This window comes from Serratia odorifera, from assembly GCF_041448735.1.
Taxonomy (GTDB): Bacteria; Pseudomonadota; Gammaproteobacteria; order Enterobacterales; family Enterobacteriaceae; genus Serratia_F; species Serratia_F odorifera.
This window is the reverse complement of the sequence record NZ_JBGMUT010000001.1, coordinates 656,817-678,100: the sequence shown is the minus strand read 5'-3', so window position 1 is coordinate 678,100 and position 21,284 is coordinate 656,817. Positions and strand designations below refer to the sequence as shown.

The 21,284-nt window shown below is 49.3% G+C and carries 29 protein-coding genes; 10 read left to right on the top strand and 19 right to left on the bottom strand.

Features of this window, described 5'->3' with window-relative positions:
* Positions 1 to 147: 147 nt before the first annotated feature.
* The 5 genes from ACCC84_RS03175 to ACCC84_RS03160 form a co-directional block, all read right to left on the bottom strand.
* Positions 148 to 345, bottom strand: a complete 198-nt coding sequence (locus ACCC84_RS03175) for a hypothetical protein (RefSeq protein ID WP_371901535.1) — start codon at positions 343 to 345, stop codon at positions 148 to 150.
* Between the two features lie 858 nt (positions 346 to 1,203).
* Positions 1,204 to 1,446 carry an Rz1-like lysis system protein LysC gene (gene lysC / locus ACCC84_RS23750; RefSeq protein WP_430299031.1) on the bottom strand — a complete coding sequence of 81 codons (243 nt, stop codon included), beginning with the start codon at positions 1,444 to 1,446 and terminating at the stop codon, positions 1,204 to 1,206.
* Complete coding sequence (locus ACCC84_RS03170; RefSeq protein ID WP_371901534.1) at positions 1,349 to 1,723, bottom strand: DUF2570 family protein; 375 nt, start codon at positions 1,721 to 1,723, stop codon at positions 1,349 to 1,351. Before ACCC84_RS03170 ends, lysC begins: the two co-directional genes overlap by 98 nt.
* Positions 1,720 to 2,250 carry a lysozyme gene (locus ACCC84_RS03165; protein WP_371901533.1) on the bottom strand — a complete coding sequence of 177 codons (531 nt, stop codon included), beginning with the start codon at positions 2,248 to 2,250 and terminating at the stop codon, positions 1,720 to 1,722. Before ACCC84_RS03165 ends, ACCC84_RS03170 begins: the two co-directional genes overlap by 4 nt.
* Positions 2,247 to 2,468 carry an HP1 family phage holin gene (locus tag ACCC84_RS03160; RefSeq protein ID WP_371901532.1) on the bottom strand — a complete coding sequence of 74 codons (222 nt, stop codon included), beginning with the start codon at positions 2,466 to 2,468 and terminating at the stop codon, positions 2,247 to 2,249. Before ACCC84_RS03160 ends, ACCC84_RS03165 begins: the two co-directional genes overlap by 4 nt.
* A 704-nt stretch (positions 2,469 to 3,172) precedes the next feature.
* On the opposite strand from ACCC84_RS03160, the gene ACCC84_RS03155 reads away from it, so the two are divergent.
* Positions 3,173 to 3,412 carry a hypothetical protein gene (locus ACCC84_RS03155; protein WP_371901531.1) on the top strand — a complete coding sequence of 80 codons (240 nt, stop codon included), beginning with the start codon at positions 3,173 to 3,175 and terminating at the stop codon, positions 3,410 to 3,412.
* Between the two features lie 319 nt (positions 3,413 to 3,731).
* Here the strand turns inward: ACCC84_RS03155 and ACCC84_RS03150 are convergent, their stop codons facing one another.
* The 10 genes from ACCC84_RS03150 to ACCC84_RS03105 form a co-directional block, all read right to left on the bottom strand.
* The gene (locus tag ACCC84_RS03150; protein WP_371901530.1) at positions 3,732 to 4,130 is read right to left on the bottom strand and encodes an antiterminator Q family protein; all 399 of its coding nucleotides are present in this window, start codon (positions 4,128 to 4,130) and stop codon (positions 3,732 to 3,734) included.
* Between the two features lie 53 nt (positions 4,131 to 4,183).
* A complete protein-coding gene (locus ACCC84_RS03145; protein ID WP_371901529.1) occupies positions 4,184 to 5,170 on the bottom strand; it encodes a DUF968 domain-containing protein in 987 nt (328 codons plus the stop codon).
* Positions 5,167 to 5,538, bottom strand: a complete 372-nt coding sequence (locus ACCC84_RS03140) for a RusA family crossover junction endodeoxyribonuclease (protein WP_371901528.1) — start codon at positions 5,536 to 5,538, stop codon at positions 5,167 to 5,169. The genes ACCC84_RS03145 and ACCC84_RS03140 overlap by 4 nt, the downstream gene beginning before the upstream one ends.
* Positions 5,535 to 6,104 (bottom strand): MT-A70 family methyltransferase, encoded by a 570-nt coding sequence (locus tag ACCC84_RS03135; RefSeq protein WP_004954234.1) that lies wholly within the window; start codon positions 6,102 to 6,104, stop codon positions 5,535 to 5,537. Before ACCC84_RS03135 ends, ACCC84_RS03140 begins: the two co-directional genes overlap by 4 nt.
* Positions 6,101 to 6,445, bottom strand: coding sequence for a hypothetical protein (locus tag ACCC84_RS03130; protein WP_004954237.1), 345 nt, complete (start codon positions 6,443 to 6,445; stop codon positions 6,101 to 6,103). Before ACCC84_RS03130 ends, ACCC84_RS03135 begins: the two co-directional genes overlap by 4 nt.
* Entirely contained in the window at positions 6,442 to 7,131 is a 690-nt protein-coding gene (locus tag ACCC84_RS03125) for a replication protein P (protein WP_004954240.1), read from the bottom strand. The genes ACCC84_RS03130 and ACCC84_RS03125 overlap by 4 nt, the downstream gene beginning before the upstream one ends.
* Entirely contained in the window at positions 7,128 to 8,027 is a 900-nt protein-coding gene (locus ACCC84_RS03120) for a helix-turn-helix domain-containing protein (RefSeq protein WP_004954241.1), read from the bottom strand. The genes ACCC84_RS03125 and ACCC84_RS03120 overlap by 4 nt, the downstream gene beginning before the upstream one ends.
* Positions 8,024 to 8,206 carry a DUF4222 domain-containing protein gene (locus ACCC84_RS03115; protein WP_071586621.1) on the bottom strand — a complete coding sequence of 61 codons (183 nt, stop codon included), beginning with the start codon at positions 8,204 to 8,206 and terminating at the stop codon, positions 8,024 to 8,026. The genes ACCC84_RS03120 and ACCC84_RS03115 overlap by 4 nt, the downstream gene beginning before the upstream one ends.
* Positions 8,207 to 8,391: 185 nt before the next feature.
* Positions 8,392 to 8,925, bottom strand: coding sequence for a YmfL family putative regulatory protein (locus tag ACCC84_RS03110; protein ID WP_371901527.1), 534 nt, complete (start codon positions 8,923 to 8,925; stop codon positions 8,392 to 8,394).
* 27 nt (positions 8,926 to 8,952) lie between these two features.
* Positions 8,953 to 9,189, bottom strand: a complete 237-nt coding sequence (locus tag ACCC84_RS03105; RefSeq protein ID WP_371901526.1) for a Cro/CI family transcriptional regulator — start codon at positions 9,187 to 9,189, stop codon at positions 8,953 to 8,955.
* 105 nt (positions 9,190 to 9,294) lie between these two features.
* Here ACCC84_RS03105 and ACCC84_RS03100 point away from each other — a divergent pair, with 105 nt between their 5' ends.
* The 4 genes from ACCC84_RS03100 (at position 9,295) to ACCC84_RS03085 (ending at position 12,955) form a co-directional block, all read left to right on the top strand.
* Positions 9,295 to 10,023 (top strand): LexA family transcriptional regulator, encoded by a 729-nt coding sequence (locus ACCC84_RS03100; RefSeq protein ID WP_371901525.1) that lies wholly within the window; start codon positions 9,295 to 9,297, stop codon positions 10,021 to 10,023.
* Between the two features lie 961 nt (positions 10,024 to 10,984).
* A complete protein-coding gene (locus tag ACCC84_RS03095) occupies positions 10,985 to 11,602 on the top strand; it encodes a 3'-5' exonuclease (protein WP_371901524.1) in 618 nt (205 codons plus the stop codon).
* Positions 11,602 to 11,838, top strand: a complete 237-nt coding sequence (locus ACCC84_RS03090) for an excisionase (protein WP_371901523.1) — start codon at positions 11,602 to 11,604, stop codon at positions 11,836 to 11,838. The genes ACCC84_RS03095 and ACCC84_RS03090 overlap by 1 nt, the downstream gene beginning before the upstream one ends.
* On the top strand, positions 11,828 to 12,955 hold the full coding sequence (locus ACCC84_RS03085; RefSeq protein ID WP_371901522.1) for a site-specific integrase: 1,128 nt from the start codon (positions 11,828 to 11,830) through the stop codon (positions 12,953 to 12,955). The genes ACCC84_RS03090 and ACCC84_RS03085 overlap by 11 nt, the downstream gene beginning before the upstream one ends.
* A 149-nt stretch (positions 12,956 to 13,104) precedes the next feature.
* Here ACCC84_RS03085 and ACCC84_RS03080 read toward each other — a convergent pair whose 3' ends face one another.
* Complete coding sequence (locus ACCC84_RS03080; protein ID WP_371901521.1) at positions 13,105 to 13,998, bottom strand: DMT family transporter; 894 nt, start codon at positions 13,996 to 13,998, stop codon at positions 13,105 to 13,107.
* A gap of 83 nt (positions 13,999 to 14,081) precedes the next feature.
* Between ACCC84_RS03080 and ACCC84_RS03075 the strand changes: the two genes are divergently transcribed.
* Positions 14,082 to 14,969: a LysR substrate-binding domain-containing protein gene (locus ACCC84_RS03075; protein ID WP_371901659.1), complete on the top strand. Its 888-nt coding sequence runs from the start codon at positions 14,082 to 14,084 to the stop codon at positions 14,967 to 14,969.
* A gap of 397 nt (positions 14,970 to 15,366) precedes the next feature.
* Here the strand turns inward: ACCC84_RS03075 and ACCC84_RS03070 are convergent, their stop codons facing one another.
* The gene (locus ACCC84_RS03070; RefSeq protein WP_371901520.1) at positions 15,367 to 15,831 is read right to left on the bottom strand and encodes a nuclear transport factor 2 family protein; all 465 of its coding nucleotides are present in this window, start codon (positions 15,829 to 15,831) and stop codon (positions 15,367 to 15,369) included.
* A 97-nt stretch (positions 15,832 to 15,928) separates the two neighbouring features.
* On the opposite strand from ACCC84_RS03070, the gene ACCC84_RS03065 reads away from it, so the two are divergent.
* Positions 15,929 to 16,330, top strand: coding sequence for a winged helix-turn-helix transcriptional regulator (locus ACCC84_RS03065; RefSeq protein WP_258167297.1), 402 nt, complete (start codon positions 15,929 to 15,931; stop codon positions 16,328 to 16,330).
* 28 nt (positions 16,331 to 16,358) lie between these two features.
* On the opposite strand, the gene ACCC84_RS03060 is transcribed toward ACCC84_RS03065, so the two are convergent.
* The gene (locus ACCC84_RS03060) at positions 16,359 to 17,249 is read right to left on the bottom strand and encodes an AraC family transcriptional regulator (protein WP_371901519.1); all 891 of its coding nucleotides are present in this window, start codon (positions 17,247 to 17,249) and stop codon (positions 16,359 to 16,361) included.
* A 138-nt stretch (positions 17,250 to 17,387) separates the two neighbouring features.
* Here ACCC84_RS03060 and ACCC84_RS03055 point away from each other — a divergent pair, with 138 nt between their 5' ends.
* The 3 genes from ACCC84_RS03055 to ACCC84_RS03045 all read left to right on the top strand — a co-directional run bounded on the left by ACCC84_RS03055 (position 17,388) and on the right by ACCC84_RS03045 (position 19,602).
* A complete protein-coding gene (locus tag ACCC84_RS03055; RefSeq protein WP_371901518.1) occupies positions 17,388 to 18,131 on the top strand; it encodes an SDR family NAD(P)-dependent oxidoreductase in 744 nt (247 codons plus the stop codon).
* Positions 18,132 to 18,145: 14 nt separating this feature from the next.
* A complete protein-coding gene (locus ACCC84_RS03050; RefSeq protein WP_371901517.1) occupies positions 18,146 to 18,547 on the top strand; it encodes a VOC family protein in 402 nt (133 codons plus the stop codon).
* Between the two features lie 71 nt (positions 18,548 to 18,618).
* Positions 18,619 to 19,602 (top strand): saccharopine dehydrogenase family protein, encoded by a 984-nt coding sequence (locus ACCC84_RS03045; RefSeq protein ID WP_371901516.1) that lies wholly within the window; start codon positions 18,619 to 18,621, stop codon positions 19,600 to 19,602.
* A gap of 420 nt (positions 19,603 to 20,022) precedes the next feature.
* Here ACCC84_RS03045 and icd read toward each other — a convergent pair whose 3' ends face one another.
* The gene (icd, locus tag ACCC84_RS03040) at positions 20,023 to 21,276 is read right to left on the bottom strand and encodes an NADP-dependent isocitrate dehydrogenase (protein WP_198772682.1); all 1,254 of its coding nucleotides are present in this window, start codon (positions 21,274 to 21,276) and stop codon (positions 20,023 to 20,025) included.
* Positions 21,277 to 21,284: the final 8 nt, after the last annotated feature.

The window sequence follows — 21,284 nt, the reverse complement described above, 5'->3', positions numbered from 1 at the left end:
ACAGCATGAAAATTCAAAAACTAGCCGTTTTCCGCGAGGTCGCCGCCCCGTGGCTGGGGTGCCCCCTCGGGAGTACCTTTTGAAATATAGGCAGATTGGATGTGGTGCATTATCGATGGTTCTCACAAGAGCCATCTGTATTGCTGCCTATGAGGAAGGCTCAGGCATCGATGCAACTGGGGTTAACTCGTCCTCTTTGAACCAGATCTCCGCCGTTGAACCGTTATCCGAAGGCCAGCTCATCAGGTACATGTTCGGCTCGGTGGTGTACTCGGCTCGCCCCAGAATAGTGCACGTCTCGCCAGTGGTCGTTATGGCTGTCTGCCCTAATTCATATTTGAACATCAGCTCTCCTTTTTGGGCGGTGGTGATACAAGTTGATGATTAGCACATAAAAAAACCCGCCGTAGCGGGTCGAGGTTAAATGTCCTTTGATTTTTTCTGTTCCGTCAACCTCTAGGTCCGAGCCGTAATGAAGGAGCTTGCTTACCTTTCATAAATTACGCTTTAGAAATTATCGTTAACATCACATACCTTCATAGCTAATAACTTGATATAAACGACATAATCAATGATAGCGAGCATAAAAAAACAATACAGGACGACTTTACATTAATAAACATAATTCCTTTGTTAATATTACATATTGCAATTACACAAAGCATACCAACAACTTGGTAAAAGAACTGCATAAAAATTCCGAAATGACTTAAAAAGTAATCTGTTTTGTTGGTTAAGATGCAAAAAAACACAAACCTAAATATCACATACGCCATTGCTATGTATATATTTTTATACACCACCCCAACAAATAGAAACAAACCAGAAATTAAGTAAAAAATCAACTCATACTTATTAAGGTAATGATGCGGAAAGAAAAACAAATAAAAAAATGAAACAAAGTCAATCAACACCTGAGCAACCATAACATACAGGCATATATTAAATAACAATTCGGATTTTAACTTAACTGTTTTATTCACACTTAACATAATATAATCCAGTATCAATTAAGTTCATCAATAAATATAACAAGGCCAATAGAAATACCTCACTAAACCTAATAATAACATAATGACTTAAATGACAACTATACACATCTTAACTTCCATCTCTCGACGCATATACATACAAAAAACATGGTTTATCTTAATGTGTAATGATTATTTTCTTAAAAACCAAATAACCTTGCAATTTTTGCACCTACAATCCCTTCCTCCAATCCTTGAGCGTTGCCACCTGTCCAGCGCAGATTGATAAAGCTGTTTGTAATGCCAGCGCGTAGCTCAGTGCATCGCCCCAGGTGGTGCCCTGTAGCTGCGGTTTCTCACATGGGATGAATACGGACTCAGGGGGTAACAGCACCACCTGATACGGAGCCGGATTTTGTGTCCGGGAGCAGGAGCTTAAGAGCAGCGTTAGGCATAGCGCGATTAGCGCATTCATCGTTTTTAAGCGCATCGCGTAATTTCCTTTGATTGATGTCAGCCTGATGGCGTAATTGCTGCTCTCTGCGTTGCTGTTCTGCCATCAATGCGCGATTACGGGCGTCATCCGCGCGCAATGTGGTAATCACCCCGGTTTGCTGCGCCAGAGTCTTTTTCTGTTCATCCACCAGCTGCTGTGCCGCCTTGTATTTGCCATGGTAGTGGTTGGCACTCCAGATAAGGCCGCCAGCGAGACAGGCAACAAAGATGCTGGTCAATATCCAGTAGCGGTTCATTTATCCAATCCCCAACAAGAAAGCTCAGATTCTTGATCTCGCCGTAGCACTTGACCGAAGCAGTTATTTGCACGGGTCCGGCAATCGCGGCCGCCGTCGTAGATCCAACGTCGGATTTCCCGGCATGCACCGAAGCGGTCACCAGCGTTCAGTTTTTTGTAGAACGTAGATGTGAAGCATTTGCCGGGGCCAATATTCCACGGGCAAAATGATGCAATTCCGACCTTCTGCGGTTCGGTCAGCGGCACCTTGACGTTGCGGTCTACCCAGTCGAGCGCCTTTTTCTGCTCAATCGCATCAATCCGTTTGCACTGTTCAGCAGTCAACCGCATCCCTTTAGTGACCTTTTTACCTTCGACAGCGGTCACGCCACCACAGATCGTCCAGATACCTACACCATCTTGATAGGCCACCAGCCGTTGCCCTTCCTTTTCGGCCTGGAACTGAGCCATCATTACCGGCGCTGTTGCTCCGGCAGCGATTAATGCCAGCATAGCAGCGCTGAGTTTTGATTTAGTACCCATCATTCACTCATCGCTCTGTATGCGGCCTTGGCTCGCTCTTTGTCGTATCCAACAGCTGTCAATTTGTTAACGAGCTTGCGCTTGTAATACCAATTAACGCCTGCTGTGAATATAGCGACCAGAATACCTACTAACACCGCCCAGTCCTGTAGTGTCATGGCGCCCGCAGCTGTCAAAATTGATGCAACCCAATACGATAATTGGGAGCTGTACTTATCCATTCTCATACCTCCCCCTTCCGGGGTTTTGTCCCGGTACCGGGTGATCGAAATGGCTTAGCCTCCCGCCGTAGTCACTCAGAGACAGGATGTATGGTAGTGGTTGACTGTTTGGGCAAGGAGGCTAATACGAAAAAGCCCCAGCTGTAGGCCGGGACTTTGTTGGGATTGTGCTGGACGATGGTTCATCACAGAGCACTTTCCGTGATGTACTTTTACTTTAAAAGTAACTTCATATCGAAGGACGCACTCATAAAATCCGGGGGGATTTGATAATTAATATCAAAACAAGTACGCCCTTCGGTATGTTTTTTATCTTTCTTATCACCACGCTATTCAACCACGTATTGCATACCTAAGTCACCCCATGACATTGACCAAAAAAACAACAAAACTTCGAATTTTACTCGGATTTTTCTTAGGTGGGAGAATATTCTAACATTCCTCATCGATCATATTGCCCAACCTCAGCGGATACGCTACTGTCGCCATTCAATGAGAGAAAAAGCCTCGAATCGTTAATATAGAACGGACTCATGTAGCATCATTCATCCCGCCTTGAGCGGGATTTTTTTATGAAGTTTATCCCAAATAAAGCCCTCTCCCCCCTCAATGACTTGCCCATCCTTAAGAATAGTCCTAAGTTGAAATTGTCACTGAGGGTTCGTGTCCCTTAGAAGATCCCCTTTAACATCCTTGGAGGCGCGATGAGTATCACTAGCCTCACAGATGAAGAGGCGCAGCAACTCGAAAGCATTAAGAGTGCTATAGGGCACTGTGTTATCACGTTGCTCAGCAAGCAAAAGGCTATTAACACAGCAAATATCCTATCTCAGATAGTAAACGAGATGGAAAAAGCAACAGATGAAACCGAGTTTAGGCGTTTTCGGGCTTCATTGGAGATTGTCGGTACCAGTTCATTTTTTCAGCAGGGGAAGTCAGTATGAAGCATGAGTTAGCAACAAGTATTGCGTTAGGTACCGTCGTTTTGTACGTGCTCCTTATTGGTTCGCCTTTGACTATCCACTCCCTCCTCCCATAGAAAAGTAGCCCCCTTTGGGGCTTTTTTTACTACTGCGATAAAATTCATCCACCAGCCGTAAACGAGTCGGCGATACGGGGTGTGCCAGGTGTGTGTCGGATGTTGGCTGGGGCTGAAAACGAAAAAACCCCGCCGGAGCGAGGTTCTTTAAGCTGATAAGCTACGTGACTGCGTAACCACTCTTATCACAATAGACAGTACAATTCGTAACGAAAAGCAGAATTTTACGCTACGGCTGAAATTTTTACTCTGTGTGTCCAGGCATCCATTTCCAATGTTGCTCCCGTCATAGCCAAACATCCTTCAATGAAGCTTTCAGCCATCATGAGCTTTTGCCTCACACTACCCTCGGAAACCTTCCAGCGGCGTGCTATTGCCGACTTGGACACACCATATCGGTAATGCAACATAATCACTCCCAGTTCTTTTTCGTCTCGTACCTTTTTCAATCTTCCTACAGCCCCATCTACAATCAGTCCATCGTTATCGCAGCAAGAGGGCTTGCCTCTGCTCGTGTCGGGTAGAAGCCCCTTAAACCCCGCTGCGATGGGAGAGTAGTCCACGCCGCTATTGTCCTTTGCCCACTGTCCCCAACGCTCTAAAATTAACTGGATATCTCTCATGCTTTAATCTCCAAGCGTCTGGCCCGCATGCCAGCTCGCCTACTTTCCACACGTTATTTAATTGAACCGACCGACAGCGACCAGTCCATAAACTTGAACCACAAATCAACTTGGCTTCCGTATTCCTCTTCAAATCGTGACATGTCACGATGCAAATCATCGTGATGCTTTCTGCACAGCGGGATAGTTAGCAGGTCATGAGCCTTGGTCGCCATACCGCCCTGCCCATGCCCTATGATGTGATGGGGATCGTCAGCTGTTCCACCGCATGCCGCGCACGGCTGCGACTTAACCCACTTCAGATATGATTTACTTTCCCAACGCTCACGCTTGGGCAATTTAAAAAATGACTTTGGCGGCGCTGGGTCGATAACCAACGTCTTTGCCGCTTTCCTCACCTTTTCCGCAACAACCTGGTGCGCCGCTGGCGTGTGCGTTATCTCCGCCTCTTTCCGGCCGCCAGTGTGGATCGTCGCTGGTGGCAGCCGAAGAGACGCTGAGCAAACGTCATCAGGCAGAACGTCGGCAACGCCATGCATCACGGACCACCAGCACAGCTCAGGCAAGGTCACTTGATGCCCACCGTCAAACATGAAGTACGAGCGCACTGTTTCGAGAATGTATGCCGCCCTGTTGGCGTCAGCCACAATCTGCATTTTCTCGATAGCTTGCCCGCGCAGCCGGTTGTCGCATCCCTCACATAGCCTGATTGCGCTGTTGTCATAGCGTAGCGTCGTCATGTGTCGGGTATGATCACCATCGACCTGACACCCGCGCTTAAGCGATACCCAGTATTCCAATGAACTGATACCACCAGCGGCGTTGAGCACACGCTTATTCTGATAGAACGGTGTAAACCGTGGATCATTCGCCAGTTCTTGCCCCAGCGCCGGTAGTACACCAGATGGCAACGCTGCAAACTCGCTCGGCTCACGACAAACTAGCAGCCGTCCAGTCAGGTGAGGCAGCAGTTCTTTGCCAGGGCGCAGGATGATCTGGCCTAGCTCCGGAACAGTGAATGATTTGAGCAATGCCCTCATGCCCCCACCTCACGGATCATCAGTTCAACCTTGCCACCCTTGGTGACTGGCCCCCACTCTGCAGCCAACTTTTTTATCTGGCTGTCATCGAGCCAAACTCCCGCCCGGGTCATCGCATCAAACAACGCCTTGAAGTAGTTATCCAGATCTCTACGAGCCCGCGTCGGTGGATAAAACACCACTGAAACGGCTAGATCTCCAGTTAACGATCGCGGCCTGCGGTTTAGCTGATCCAGAATGCTCGCCAGCGCCTCGCTGTTGAATTTTCTCCCCCTATCGCTAACCAAGTGCCGGCCTTTGAGAGATCCCTTGTTAGGCGCTCTCCAGTAGCCGTTAACGCTTGGCGGGAATGGCAATGTTAATTTCATGACGCCACCTCGGCTTTTCCCGGTACCAATACCACCGACTGATCGCACTGATTACCCCAGCTATCCCAACCTTCTGACTGCTGACGGGCGAATAGCTCGATACGTGGCACATCACCAAGCAATTGCACCAACTTATCGCGGAACGCTTCAGGCTTGGCGCTATGTTCCATACGTGGTGCCGTGACGTGCTGGCAGATCGATGCATCCAGGCGCGGCGGTAGCTTACCCTTAACCGCAAACAGGCAATCTTCGCTGTTGGCGCGGGTCATCCAACCCATGCCCAGCGCGTTGTTACCCTTGTGCTTGTTCGTCTTGTGCCAGGTGAAGCCCTTCATAGTCATCAAACGGAAACCCCACGCTTCCATGACTTTCAGCGCTTCGACCGGTTGCGTCGGTACCCACCACATTGCCAGCAAGCAAGAATCAGCGGCTAAATCCCACACTGGTAAACGGCAGATGTCGGCAACAGTCATCGTTGGATATTTAAAACCGGCTCCGCGCTTTCCGTCTGCGCATTTGTCTTTGTACGTCCACGGCGGATCTGCATAAATCAGTGAATACGTCATGCAGCCTGCTCCTCTACAGCCACCAGCCGATAAAAATAAACCCATTTCCCTGACTCGCTTTTCTCCATACGACGTTCTTTTACGAGTCCTTGATATGGCTTGCTGAACTCTCGCAGCCTGGCACTAATAGCCGCCTGCGTGTCGTAAATGCCGTACATTTGCAGCACCAGCAATTCAAGGTCGCGCAGGGTATGCCACTTAGCACCGGCAGCAGCATTCCGGACACGGCACATCTGACTTTCTGGGTTATCCTTGAGTACGCCCGCAAGAGTTAGCCGGCGAATACCGCTGTTGATTCGCTCGCTCTCGAATACATCCACCGGGATCGATAACTTTTTCATAGCCAGCCCTCTTTCTTGCGACGCTCGTACTCTGCCAGCAGCAACTGTGCCGGGGTTGGCCCCGTTGGCGTTTTTGGTGCGGCGATTTGTGCTGCCGGCGTCGGTACCGGTTCACCTTTCGCTAAACGCTTAGCCCAGCCGTTCAGCTGGTTCTGAATAGCGCGCCGGGTTTCGGCCTCGGTGTGGTTGTAGCGATGCATCGCCCGGCGGACGTCAATCACGATCCAGTACATCGCCGGATGCGACCACGGGAATTCCTCGGCAGACGGGTACTGCGAGCGCGTAGCGGCATACTTGTCGAACTCGGTCACCGCTTCATCCAGCGACGGCAGACCTGCGAATTCAGCAGCGCCGGCTTTGCACCAGCCGATAAACTTGCCGCAGCTCGGCCAAAAGTCACTCTCCTGCTGGCGAGCCATGCGCATGCCTGCACGCAGCTGGTCGGCGGTTGTTATTCCGTTTTCAGCGAAAGCCAAGATCCATTGCCGCTTTGCTGCCGCGATATCCTCCGGAGTGCTCAGCGCGGTGTTACGTGCCGCCGGGAAGATCTGCATCAGGTTTTTGAAGAGCAGATCTACAAGCTTCTCAGCGTTGTTGTTCACTACGCGCTGTGCCGGTTCACTTGGCATCATCCGCGCCAATGTGCCGGCGTCGCGGCTCTGGACTGCTTGCATGAGTTTGTTCATAGCGTTTCACTCCAAGCTTCTGCGGTGTTCCACTCTTCCGACGCCGCTGCCACGGCTGGCGCCAGCTTGATTACCAGGTCATCCCAACGCTCACGAAGTTTTGACGGGCTGAGCACGTTCCGGCACCAGAACTTGTCTCGGTTTGCGCGGCCAAACAGCTGGCAGATTTGTTTATGGCTCTTGCCGTCTTGAGCGCACATCAGGCGAACCTCGTTTGACCACACCACCCAATTAGGCTCCTTAGGACGGCTTACCTCGCCGTCGTATTCAGCGGCCTGCTCGTACATGCCGATAATCCGCCCCCAAATCCATTCAGCGCATTTAAGATCGTCCTCGCTACCCCACTGCCGTTTTTTGGCATCCCACACAACAGCCTCTGGGTGAGCAGCGAGAAACTTCTCCTCAGGCGACAAAGTCTTTTCGTCAGGTTGCGAAGCGTCCTGACAAGAAGGTTTTTTGTCTTTAGGTTCTAATGACTGGTTCTGGGGGCAGGAGGTGGCACAGGGGGTGCCAGCAGGTGACACAGGGGCTGTGCTTTCTGATGCCCCACCTGTGTTTTTTGACGGCACAGGGGGTGTGTTTTTTGACGCCCTAGGGGCTATGCTTTTTGATGGCACAGGGGTGCCAAGCGTTATCCGGTAAATATTGGACGTATTGCCCTTACCATTATTTGATCCAAGACGGTTCTCTTTGGAGAGTAACCCCATGTTTATCAATGCAGTGATGTGCGCCTTCACAGCGCTTCTGCTGCACTCGCAGTGGTCAGCAATGTGTTGATATGACGGCCAGCATTCGCCTTCGTCATTAGCGTTATCTGCCATCTTAATCAGCACCAGCTTACGCAGGGGATTGCCAACCTTAATGCTCATTGCTTGAGCCATCAGGTTCATACTCATGCCTGCACCTTCTTGAACTTTGTGCCGAAATCACGGCGCGGGTATGCGCAGTCATGCGGGTAGCCAGGACGACGGAAAATGACACGATGATTTACTGTATCGATGCCAGTAACTCGAACTACTACGCCGTGACTGTCACGGCATGCCATTTCAAATGGCACGATGATCTCGTTATCCATGATGGCCACCCGCAAGAAACCGGCCGTTACCCACAACCCATGCCGCATAGCTGTGGTTGATAGCAAACCAACGGCCCTGTACATTGAGCTCATACGAAAACGCTGCCGGCGAACGCCCACCAGCTACAGCACGGCAACGAAGTTGCGGGATACCCGCTAAATTGCGTACACTGTTCATGCGTTAATTACTCCACACGTTTAATTGATGCACTCGACGCCCGGGACCGCATATCCTGGGCGTCACCCTCTCCAAACATCATCACCGTCACGGCGTATATCTCCGCCACCAGCGATTGGATCCGGTAACCCTTAGCTTTCAGTTTTTTGCTCTCGTGGTTGTCGAGTACCCCATCAGCTGTGAACTCGTTATGTGCCTTGGCGAACAGGCCTAGCGCTGACATCAGTTCGTTGAACTTGATCAGCAACTCTTCGTTGTCCACCTGTTCAATTTCCGGAAGCTTCACGAACACTCCACCAGCACGCTTGCACATGGCCTCGGTGATGTCGCTTCGTCCTGAGATCGACTCCATTTCAGCAGCCATGCCCAGCGGAACCACCTGCCCCGATACCTGGCGGACACGGTTACGCAGTGCGTTTTCTGTTCCTGCTACCGGATCCAACTCTTTGGCCATCGCCGTGTATTTGCCAGGGAACAACGTGATCAGCTTGTGAATCGCTTCGCTGATGTCGTCCTGTGTAGGAAAGTCTTTGTTGTCCACAAGGTTTCTCCGCTTCTGTGGTTTTGGTTAACCGGCGATATGGTTAGTATTTGCTTGCTCAGACCTAATGGAGTCAGTGGTTTTGTTACTTGGGAACGGCCGGTTCTCTTCCGCTTTAACCGTCCCGTCGTCGTAAACCAATACAGTTATGGTTCGGTTTGATTTCAGAGCCTTACTGACAGCGCTCTGATACATGCCAAGATCAGTTGCTGTTTTGGTCTGCCCATGCTCTGAAACGTAATCTGAAAGTGGGATACGCTTCATCGTGCTCTCCTTTGATAATGGATTCATAAAGTATCACCGCTAGTGATTGCACTGTCAACTCCGCAGGTGTTAGGTTGATATTCCTTGCGGTGATAAATTTGGGATATGAAAAAGAAACCGCTATCTGAAGAACAGCTTGAAGATGCACGCCGGTTGAAGGCTATCTTTGAGGCAAAGAAAAAGGCTCTGGGCTATTCACAAGAGTCCCTTGGTCATGCCCTGGGGATGGGACAATCTGCAGTGAACGCATTTTTTAAGGGTGTAAATCCATTAAATGTGAGTAATGCAGCTGCTTTTGCTAAAGCTTTACAGGTGAACGTTCAGGATTTCAGCCCATCCCTTGCAATTGAGATCTCTGAACTAGCCCAGGCTATTGGGCCGAACGAATTGGAATATGCGGGGAACGTCCGTGATGGATTGGTCCCTGTTGTTGGTGAAGCTGTTCTTGGAGTAGATGGCTCAGTGGACATGATAGAGTTCCGGGCTGGATGGCTCCGTATATATAGCGCAGATAGAGATGCGTATGGATTGAAGGTGAAAGGCGACAGTATGTGGCCGCGCATCCAATCTGGTGAGTATGTTGTGATCGAACCAAATACCTTAATTCACCCTGGTGATGAAGTGTTTGTACGAACAAAAGATGGGCATAACATGATTAAAATCATGAACAAAACGAGGGATGGTGACTATCAGTTTACAAGTGTGAACAGCGAACACCGCCCGATTACGCTGTCTGCAACAGAAGTAGAAAAAATGCATTTTGTCTCAGCGATTGTGAAAGCAACACGATATATTGATAACGACGACCTCCCTCGACACACCCCCACAGCTTAAATCCCTATGCCCAAGGTTCACTTGGGCAAATTTAAAATCATTTATAAATCAATAAAATCACCGTTCGTGATAAAATATTATCACCTGCGGAGTTGACATTAAAATCACTTGCGGTGATAGTTAACCCATCAGCAGCGAACAGGCAGGATGCCCACGAAGTAGCCGCCCGAGGCACACGAAGATCGGGATGATTCGCTTACCAGGGTCACAGCAGAGGGTTAAACGGTGTCAAAGACAATCTTCGGGAAGGTGATTTCAGGAGCGACCAATAAGGCAGAGTGCTACGGACGATTCCATATAGGTCGCCCGGTATCAAGTACCGACATCAACTGCTCAAACCGCTACAACTTGAGCGCCCTGTCAACCAATGACATTAAATATGGATGTTACCAAGTCGTCGCGTTCGGTTGAATTTACCAAGCGCCCTACGGGGCGCACAACGGTAAGAGCATTGCACCGGATATATGGCCAGCACCTGTGTAACTTCCCCTGGCGGCAAGGTAGTTAGGTCGCAAAGGCAACGTTACGGGCAACGCGGCGTAAGGTGGTCAAATGCAGTGCTCTTCCCGTTGTGGTATCCGGTGATGGGCGGGCTACCTCCCCGCTCTTGGGTTCAACTCCCAACACCACACATCATTGCGCCGCGCCGGCGGCACCGTAGCGAAAGCGAGCGCGGATATCCGGCTGTAATGCTGTGTGTAGTCTTTGCGGCTGTTCCATGGGTTGGTGTCAGCCGCACTTTTTCACACATGAGGTGGCGTACTGTTTCGGGTTCCCCTTATCCCTTTACACAGTATAAAGCCCCGGCGCGGTGCGCCACCTGATGTGTGAGTAATTAACCGGGAGCCAGCGCTATGCGGGTGTCTGGCCTCCATTTTTAAAACCCGATTTTCTATCTGCGAAAAGTTGCCAATTCTGGCAGGGCTTCGCTTTGCCGAAAATCAGTGTGGGGTAATTAACGATGATCAACACTATCACGATCGACACGGAAACAATGGACGTTCAAGCGTCAGCGGTGATCTTATCTATCGGTGGTTTTGCATTTGATATCGAAGATGTCGATGACGTGCAGGACTCAATCATGGAGGTGGTTCGGAATCCTGAGCTGGCCGACTATTCCAAGGCTGCATTTTATGGGTTGGTTGATACCTTTGGTCAGTTAATGCAGGGCCGAACTGTCAGCGCCGAAACGCAACAGTGGTGGCTGAAACAAAATGAAGATGCCCATGAGGCACTTGCCGGCCATCGCGAACCTTTGAGCCAAACTCTGGTTAACCTTACTGCATGGATACAGCAGCACCCTGGCGCCCGTGTATTCTTTCGCGGTACCGATTTTGACGGTTCGATACTCGAAAATGCCTATCGTATCTGTGGCCTAACCTGCCCATGGCATTTTGCCGGTAAGCGCGATGTTCGTACATACATCGATGCGATGGTCAAAGGCACCAAGGGTTATCTGCCTAAAACCCATCAACCATGTTTTGCTACTGTTAAACACCATTCTCTGCATGATGCCATGAATGATGCAGAACAGATGGCCATTGCCTACCGTCTGAATAGCCAACAGGTAGGTGCCTAATGCTGCAGATGCTGACGTTAGAAGAATGGGCTGCGGAGCGATACCGCAGCAAACCGCCCTCTCTTAATACCTTGCGGCGTTGCGCAAAAGAGGGCCACTTCGCCCCTCCCGCTCGTAAAGAAGGCAAGTTATGGCGTGTGCGAGAAGATGCTGAGCTAGTTGGCTCACTCACTACTCCGGTCATTAAGCACAATGACAATCCGAAGCTCCAAAGGATATTGAACGATGGCAGCTAGACCACGTAAGAACAATGTTGATATTCCTAATCTGTATCCGCTATTTAGCCGTAAGGCCAATAAGGTCTACTGGCGATACCGGCATCCGGTTACAGGGAAGTACCATGCTCTTGGTGACAATGAGCAGGAAGCTCGTGAGATTGCGATCGAAGCCAATAGCCGACTAGCGGAGCAACGTAGCCGGCAGATCTTGGCACTTAGCGATCGTGTGGCGCAAATTAAGGGTAAAGATATAACTGTCAGTACCTGGCTCGACCGATATTGGAAAATACAGGAGGAACGACTGAGTACCGGTGATATCAAGCCAAACACGTTTAAACAAAAACGTAAGCCTGTGGAGCTTCTACGCCAAAAATTTGCAATGAAAGCCTTGCCCGCGGTTGATGCCAGAGATATCGCTTCGTTGTTGGATGAGTACACAGATGCCGGACAGCCACGTATGGGCCAGGTTGTTCGCTCAGTGCTGATCGATGTATTTAAAGAGGCTCAGCATGTTGGTGAGGTTCCGCCTGGCTACAATCCCGCACTCGCAACAAAGCAACCGCGCAGGAAGGTTACCAGGCAGCGTTTGAATTTAGAGGAATGGCAGAAGATCTTCGACATTGCTGATAAACAACATCGATACATGGGCAATGCGATGCTATTGGCCGTAGTTACAGGACAGCGACTGGGTGATATTTCAGCAATGAAATTCAGCGATATCTGGGATGATCACTTACATGTTTTGCAGGAGAAAACGGGTGCAAAGTTAGCATTACCTCTTTCTCTTCGATGCGATGCTTTAAACACGTCCCTACGTGAGGTTATTTCGCGCTGCCGAGATTACGCCATCAGTCAGTATCTTGTACATTACTTCCGTTCGACATCAATGGCCCAACGTGGAGCCAAAGTGCCAGGAAATACGCTCACAACCAACTTTAGCAAAGCCAGAGATAAAACTGATATTGATTGGGGGGACGGAACACCAGCAACGTTTCATGAACAACGCTCGCTTGCTGAAAGGCTATATAAGTCCCAAGGAGTAAACACACAGATACTTTTAGGACACAAAACGCAGTCTCAGACTGACCATTATCACGATGACAGAGGAAAGGAGTGGATAAAAGTCAGTTGCTAGTCTGATGGGATATCCTCAATAATTTGTTTGCGTTAGTTATTTTAGATTCTACTTAATTTGATATCCTTTACGCTCTAGGCTCGATCTGACCGTCAGCTTAGTGCCAAGAGCGGACGCTGAACCTGTGAAGATTATCTGTCGCTATGGCCTTATAAACTTATCTTCCGTTTTAGCCCTACTGGGAAAGACCAGCCCAGTTTTACACCAAGTGTGCATAGTGCGATCAGTATCATTCCTGTCATCTGAATGACCCCAGGTTGATGGCCATAAAACACCCAGTCTACAATGATAGCAACCAGTGGGTAGATAAAAGTCAGCACTCCAATTACCGGGGTGGTTAACTTTGGATAAGCCGAGTACATCAGGACGTAGGCGACACCGGTGTGCAGTATACCTATGCCAATTAACCACCCCCACGACTCAGGAGGAACTGAACGAAACGAATCGGTAAAAGGGGCTAGCAGAATAATTCCAACTATCGTCTGGCATAATGTGGTAATTTCGGGCCGTTGCTGTCCCAGTCCTTTCCCCACTACTGTTGATATCGCGTACAGCAAGGCGGCAACCAGAGTAAGCGCGACTCCCAGAACCCAGCGAATATTAATGACACTGAAGGGAGCGATAAGCCCACTAGCCAAAATGACACCTGTAAATGCTCCTGCTATCCATAGGACCTGGTTAAGTGAGATCTGCTCCCTAAGAAACACCGCGCTAATCAGTACAACAAAGAAAGGTTGTATGTGGTAGACAATAGTTGTTGTGGCTATTGAGGTAAGTGTGAATCCGGCAAAAAAAGCTATCCAGCTAAGCACCATACAGAGCCCTGCGAGTGAGGCATAAGTAAGACGTTTAAGGGAAAGAGACCTGTCCGGCAGGTAACCCCTGATGATGCACCATAAACCAAGAAAGAGAGTGCCAAAAACGCAGCGCCAGAACACTACCGATACTGGCGAAAGTCCGGACTCCACGGCAAAAGCACCAACCGTTCCTAACATCGCCATTCCGACAGCAAGTTTAACCGCAGGTAGCTGTTTGTCAGACATTTTTCTATCCCTTCCCAGGCTCTAAAACGAACAATGAAGCAACTATATTTTTTGTGGTTAAATTAAGCCAGTGAATAGATTTGATGGCTTCTATTTGTTATGTTAATAGCACTATGGCTAACCTTTTAGATATTGATTTGCTGCGTGCCTTTGTTGCTGTTGTCGAAACGGGCAGTTTTTCCCGTGCGGGCGAACGTATCGGGAGAAGCCAGTCTGCTGTGAGTATGCAGATCAAACGTCTTGAGCAGTCCATCGGTAAGCGCCTTTTACATCGAGGGACAAAGGCTGTTGCCCTCAACTCCGTTGGTGCTGATTTCTTGGTTCATGCCAGGCAAATTTTAAAACTGTCAGATGAGGCCTGGACAAGTGTGACACGCCCAGAAGAAACTGGCTGTGTTCGCCTGGGGGTACCTGATGACTATGCCGCTTTTTTATTACCTCCGGCGCTTGAACAATTCTCGGCGGAACATCCCCTGGTGACAGTAGAACTGATATGTGAGCCCTCTCTTTCCCTTACAAAAGCTATTGCGGATGGAAAAATTGACCTGGCCATTGTTACCCGGGTGGAGGAGCAACCGGTTGAAGTGATACGAAAAGAGCCTTTTGTCTGGGTTGCATCACCAACACATGTCGCCTGGAAAAGTGATCCTGTCCCGGTAGCACTATTTGCTCCCGGGAGTGCTGCACGTACCAATGTCATTCGTGCTCTATCTGAAAACGGCTATACATACCGGAATGCTTATTCGAGTGCCAGCTTGCTTGGTCTTGTAGCTGTTGTTCAGGCGGGGCTTGCAGTGGCCGGTCTGGCTAAGTGCAGTGTACCGCCATCCCTGTGCATTATTGGCGTCAATGAAGGTCTGCCTCCACTGAACGATCTGGAAGTGAGTATCTTACGGAAGTCAGGAGAAAGTGGTTCTGCAACAGATTGTCTGTACAACTTTCTCTATCGTTCCTTAACGGACTGCCGTTGATACAAGCTACGGTTGTTAAGTTCCCTGGTTTCGCTGAAATAACTGAAGAATATCCCCCTAAGTGTCAGCAGCAAGATAAGGCCCCGTAAAGCCCTCTCCCCGGGGGTAAAAGAGATTACCTGCTGACAGCTGGTTCAGGGAAATAATCACCTGTCCGTCAGTAGGTCTGGTTTGTGCCAAAAGCGGACATCAGAATGATTATATAGATATCAAAATCTATTGAAGTGGCCCTGATGGTGTCATTAACCTGGAATATGAAACATCCTTCTTATCTTTTAACGATGGATGAATTAATGCTCCTTCATCCACCATTGTTTTAAGATAAGGCACATACAATATAGAGTTCAGTACATTTGCATATCTCAGAAATTCTGGTTATCCAATGTTCTGGTAAACCTTACACTCCTGCCAGCACTGTCGGGTCACCAGTCCTCCAGACATTATCAACTGTGACCCGGCATATGAACCAGCCGTCTTGTTGCTTTAAAAGTTCAACGTCATAACGATTTTTCATCAGATAGTGGCGTGAGGGATCGGATTCAGGCAGGTGCTGTGCTTCCACAATCGCCTCCAGATATGCTTTATCTCCATCGATAGTTACACGTGGGTTCGTCACTGAATGAGTGGTGACAATCGGCTTAAGCGAATTCAGCAATGCATCAGCTATCGTTTCTTTACCCTCCAGGACAGGATATTCAAAACCCGCTTTAGCTCCCGCAGGGCGGAAGTCAGACACCGCATCTTCAGTAAAGACCCCTTTAATTAACTCCGGGTCTTTGAGATCAATTCCTGCCGCATATCGGTAAAGCGAATCGACGATAGCAAGATTGTTTGCAACATTTTCACTGAGTGATACTGACATAATTTGCTCCTTATGATTGGTAATTCAAATGGTATACTGTAGATACTTGGTGTCAATTAGGCACCTTTTTTCACCCAGGTATACGGAGGTAAACTGTATGTCAGCAGACAACAGGCAGGCGCACAGTCCGGAGTATTCCTCCGGTCATTCATGCGAGGACAAGGCTTCAGGTCGGTTATTACTGGATCAAATAACTGACAAGTGGTCTGTCTCAATCCTTTTTGCTCTGTGCAGCAAGCCATTGCGGTTTAACGAGATAAAGCGGTGCATGGATGGAATTACCCAGAAGTCACTGACTCAATGCTTACGCCGTCTTGAACGAAACGGCATAATTGCCCGTCGCGTCATTCCATCGTCTCAGATTGCAGTTGAATACAGCATTACCCCCCTGGGACGCACTCTGGAAGCGCCCTTTCAGGCGCTATTTAACTGGACCATTGAGTACAGTTCTGACGTGACACTTGCTCAGGCTGCGTTTGATGCCAGGACAACCGAATAAAATTCTGGCAGGCAATCTTCACATTTCGCTAATTGCGGGCATGGCAGAGGGAGATTTTTTTCAAATCAGCTGAGGGCGGTAATCCAAATTGTCTTGCGTATTCCCGACTAAACTGAGTGTGGCTTTGATAGCCCACCGATAGCGCGACATTCATAATATTTTCGCCCGATGTGGCGAGCTTAAGCCGGGCATGCATTAGGCGAATTTGTTTCTGGTATTGCACGGGACTTAGGGCAGTTATGGCTCGGAAGTGGCGGTGAAAAGCGGACACGCTAAGCGCTGCCATTTCAGCCAGATCCTCTACACGTATGGCTTGTGTGTAGTTTGTCTTAATCCAGCTGATCACCTTGTAAATCCTTGCAAGGTGGGTTTCAGGCGTTGCGATCTCCCTTAGCATCCATCCAAGAGGGCCCTGTAGTACACGAAAAAGAATTTCCCGTTCATACGCCGGAGCCAGAGCGGAAATTTCATCAGGCTTTCTGATAAGGGTAAGCATTCTAATCCATGCATCCAGTAATTCCCGGGTGACTGGCGCTACTGAAAATCCTGAATGATAGAGATAAGCGTCACCAGTGCTGGGAATCTTGTCCAGCAGATCGGCAATAATTTCAGGCTTGGGCGTCAGGCTGACAGCCAGATAAGGTGCATTGGTAACGTTATCAGGGAACACATTTCCTACTGCGGGTAAGTCTACTGACATGACAAAATAAGTAGCTGGATTGTAGTTTAATGTCCTTCCGCCGACAGTCATGCTTTTTGAACCTGTCAGGATCAGATTAATCATAGGCTCATAAACAGCAGAAAGTCTGTGCTCAGGAATTTCTCCCTGCACCATTGCTACCCGGGGAATTCCCGTCTCTGTCCGCTGATTTACGGCCCCGGATGCCAGTTCTCGTAGTTCGCGTAATTTATTTTCCATCAGCGATTGATAACACGTCCCCGTTACCGACAACAACATAAAAGCAGAATCGGGCAACAATCAAAGAGGATCGCATAAGCCAGCGATAATCCCGGTGCGTAACCTGTGTAGCGTATTCTTTCACTTACAGGAGCAATCATGAAACACGTTCTGATTACCGGGGGCAGCAGGGGAATTGGTGCCAGCACAGCGATCGAGTGTGCAAGGCGTGGATTTGGCGTCATTCTGACGTGGAACAACCAGGCTGAATCAGCGCAATCTGTTGTCAAGAGCATCCAAGCCTCCGGTGGTAAAGCCATTGCTATGAAGCTGAATGTTGGCGACGTCGGTAGTTTTGATGAGTTCCGAGCTACACTTGAGCGGGTGATGAAAGCACAATGGAATACAACAGGTCTTGATGGCCTCGTTAATAACGCCGGCTACGGACTCTTTAACCCCATTGAAGCCGTAACTGAGGAGCAATTTAATGGCTTGATGAATGTGCATCTCAAGGGGCCATTCTTTCTGACACAGAAGCTGCTGCCTCTTCTGCGCAGAGACTCATGCATTGTCAATATCACAAGCGCTACCACGCGTGTCGCCACCGCTGGTGTCGCCCCTTACGCAGCATTTAAGGGGGGGCTTGAAGTCCTGAGTCGCTATATGGCGAAGGAATTTGGCGAACGCGGGATTAGAGTGAATGCAATATCACCTGGCCCCATCCGCACTGAACTTGGCGGTGGGCTTAATGACGAATTTGAATCTCTGCTCGCTTCACAAACTGCGCTGGGGCGCGTTGGTGAGCCTCATGAAGTCGCTCGGGTGATTGCCTCTTTGCTGACGGACGATGGGGGCTGGATCAATGCGCAGTCAATCGAGGTTGCGGGTGGTTATAACGTCTGATAAAGGAAATTATTTTGCTTGATCATATTTTTATCTCAGTCAGTGACCCTGTACGTTCAATCGCATTTTATGAGCGCGTACTGCCTGTTCTTGGCATCGTAAACCGCCATGACTATGACGGTGCGCAGGGGCCTCACAGACACCCTAACCTCAAAGGATTCGGTGCAAATGGCCGGATATTTTTCTGGCTCAGGCAGGGGACTGTTTGCGCTGATGCTGTCCATGTAGGTTTCATCGCAGAATCGGAGTCCATGGTTAACGCGGCGCATGCTGAAGCTCTTGCTGCTGGTGCAACCGAAATTCACCCACCGGGAGCACAGAAGCATTATGACCCCCGTTATTACGCAGCCCAAGTCAGAGACCCAGACGGATATAGCATTGAGTTTGTCTATAAAAGCTGGCAACACAATCCATAAGCCGTACACGCTTACTATATGAACTCAGATGCTAAACCAGCATAACGGGTGCACTGTTACACAGGATGAATATGAAAACTATGATGATCTATGGCGCTACCGGGTATACAGGAAGCATGATTGTTCAACACGCATTAGATTCGGGCATACCGGTGACTATTGCAGGCCGCAGTGAAGATAAACTTGTCGCTATGGCCAGTGAGCTGAACTTACCATACAAAGTCTTCTCTCTTGAAAATCCGTCTGAAATAGATGAGGCGCTGGCAAATGTTACGGTATTGCTCAACTGCGCAGGGCCTTTTGCGTACACTGCTGATGCCCTGATAAACGCAGCGGTACGCAATAAGATTCACTATCTCGATATTGCCGCAGAACAGGACAGTTACAGGCTGGCTGAAGCCTATGATGAGGATGCGAGCGCTGCAGGCGTTATGCTGCTACCGGGATGTGGAGGATCGGTAGCAATGCTGGGGTGCCTCGCATTACATGCCGCAGAACGGGTAAAGTATCCTGTAAGCATTTCTCTGGCACTGAACGTGGCCGGATCAATGTCACGGGGCTCAGCTGTGAGCGCGATGGAGAATGTATCGCCTGAATGTCTCATAAGACTCAATGGACAGCTGGTGCCAAAGGATCCCGGCGAACTGAGATCTTTTGATTTTGGCTGTGGTGCACGAGAATGTTTTCCAGTAACCCTGCCGGACCTGGTCACTGTCTGGAAAACAACGGGCATCCCTGACATCTCTACATTTGTACACGTTAGTGGGATTGGGTTTCCACAAGGGGATTTATCTACATTACCCGAAGGCCCTTCAGCAAGAGAGCGTGAAAGCAGTCGTTACCAGGCTGTTGCCGAAATAGTAGACGCTGAAGGAAAGACAGTACAAATGCTGCTAGACACGGTTAATGGATATAGTTTTACTGCGATAGCCGCAGCGGAGGCAGCGCGAAGAGTGCTGGCGGGAGATGCAAAGCCTGGTTTCCAGACGCCTGCAGACTTATTTGGGAAACATTTCGCGGAAACCATCGCAGATACGCGTATCACTCAGCTGTAAGCCTTGTGTCCTAAATGATTTGAGAGGCCAATGAATGTTGGCCTGTTGAAAATGTCCTGTCTTCATATCCTAAACATTTTTGATGTATTTCTTATTCCTGAGCTTTAGCACTTCCAGGAACATTCATTGTTAAACGACAGCCTCATAAGATTTTCAGCGTCCGCTGATCGCTCAAAACTGCCCTTCAAACTTGACTTGTGAAGTTACTGGTTTTGTTTAAGCAAACAAGTAATTTGCGAACGGGACTAACCGATTCTTATGGTTTAGACTGAAATCATCCTTTAAATTGATACTCTCAAAAATGCCAAAATAGCCAAGTTTTGATAACTTATTTTGATAATGTTTTGATAACCGTTGCAGTTTGAATAATAAAAATCGGGAACCATCAGGTTCCCGTTATCATTTAACGCTTAAACACCATTACATGTGTTTAACGATAGCGTCGCCAAACTCTGAACATTTCAGCAGCTTAGCGCCTTCCATCAGGCGCTCGAAGTCATAGGTCACGGTCTTGGCAGCGATGGCGCCTTCCATGCCCTTAACAATCAGGTCAGCCGCTTCGAACCAGCCCAGGTGACGCAGCATCATTTCAGCAGACAGGATCACTGAACCTGGGTTCACTTTATCCTGACCGGCATATTTAGGCGCCGTGCCGTGGGTTGCTTCAAACAGTGCGCATTCGTCGCCAATGTTGGCGCCAGGGGCAATACCGATACCGCCAACCTGTGCCGCCAGAGCATCGGAAATGTAGTCACCGTTCAGGTTCATACAGGCGATCACGTCGTATTCTGCCGGACGCAGCAGGATTTGCTGCAGGAACGCATCGGCGATCACGTCTTTAACCACGATCTCTTTGCCGGTGTTCGGGTTCTTGATCTTCAGCCATGGGCCGCCGTCAATCAGTTCACCGCCAAACTCTTCGCGCGCCAGCTCGTAGCCCCAATCCTTGAAGGCACCTTCGGTGAACTTCATGATGTTGCCTTTGTGAACCAGCGTCACGGAATCACGGTCATTGACGATCGCGTATTCGATGGCCGCACGCACCAGACGTTTGGTGCCTTCTTCCGAGCACGGCTTGACGCCGATACCGCACTGCTCAGGGAAGCGGATCTTCTTCACGCCCATTTCGTCGCGCAGGAACTTGATGACTTTGTCTGCTTCGGCAGAGCCCGCTTTCCATTCGATACCGGCGTAGATGTCTTCGGCGTTTTCGCGGAAGATCACCATATCGGTCAGTTCCGGGTGTTTAACCGGGCTTGGCGTGCCCTGGTAGTAACGCACCGGACGCAGGCAGACATACAGGTCGAGCTGTTGGCGCAGCGCCACGTTCAGGGAACGAATACCGCCGCCGACTGGCGTGGTCAGTGGGCCCTTGATGGCAACGCGGTAATCACGGATCAGATCCAGGGTTTCATCCGGCAGCCACACGTCTTTCCCGTAAACGTGAGTGGATTTTTCACCGGTGTAGATTTCCATCCAGGAGATTTTACGCTCGCCGTGGTAGGCTTTTTTTACTGCAGCATCAACCACGTTAATCATGGCAGGGGTTACGTCAACGCCAATACCGTCGCCTTCGATGAACGGAATGATCGGGTTATGCGGAACAACCAGTTTACCCTGGGCATCGACCGTAATCTTTTTACCTTCTGCCGGAACAACTACTTTGCTTTCCATCAACCTCT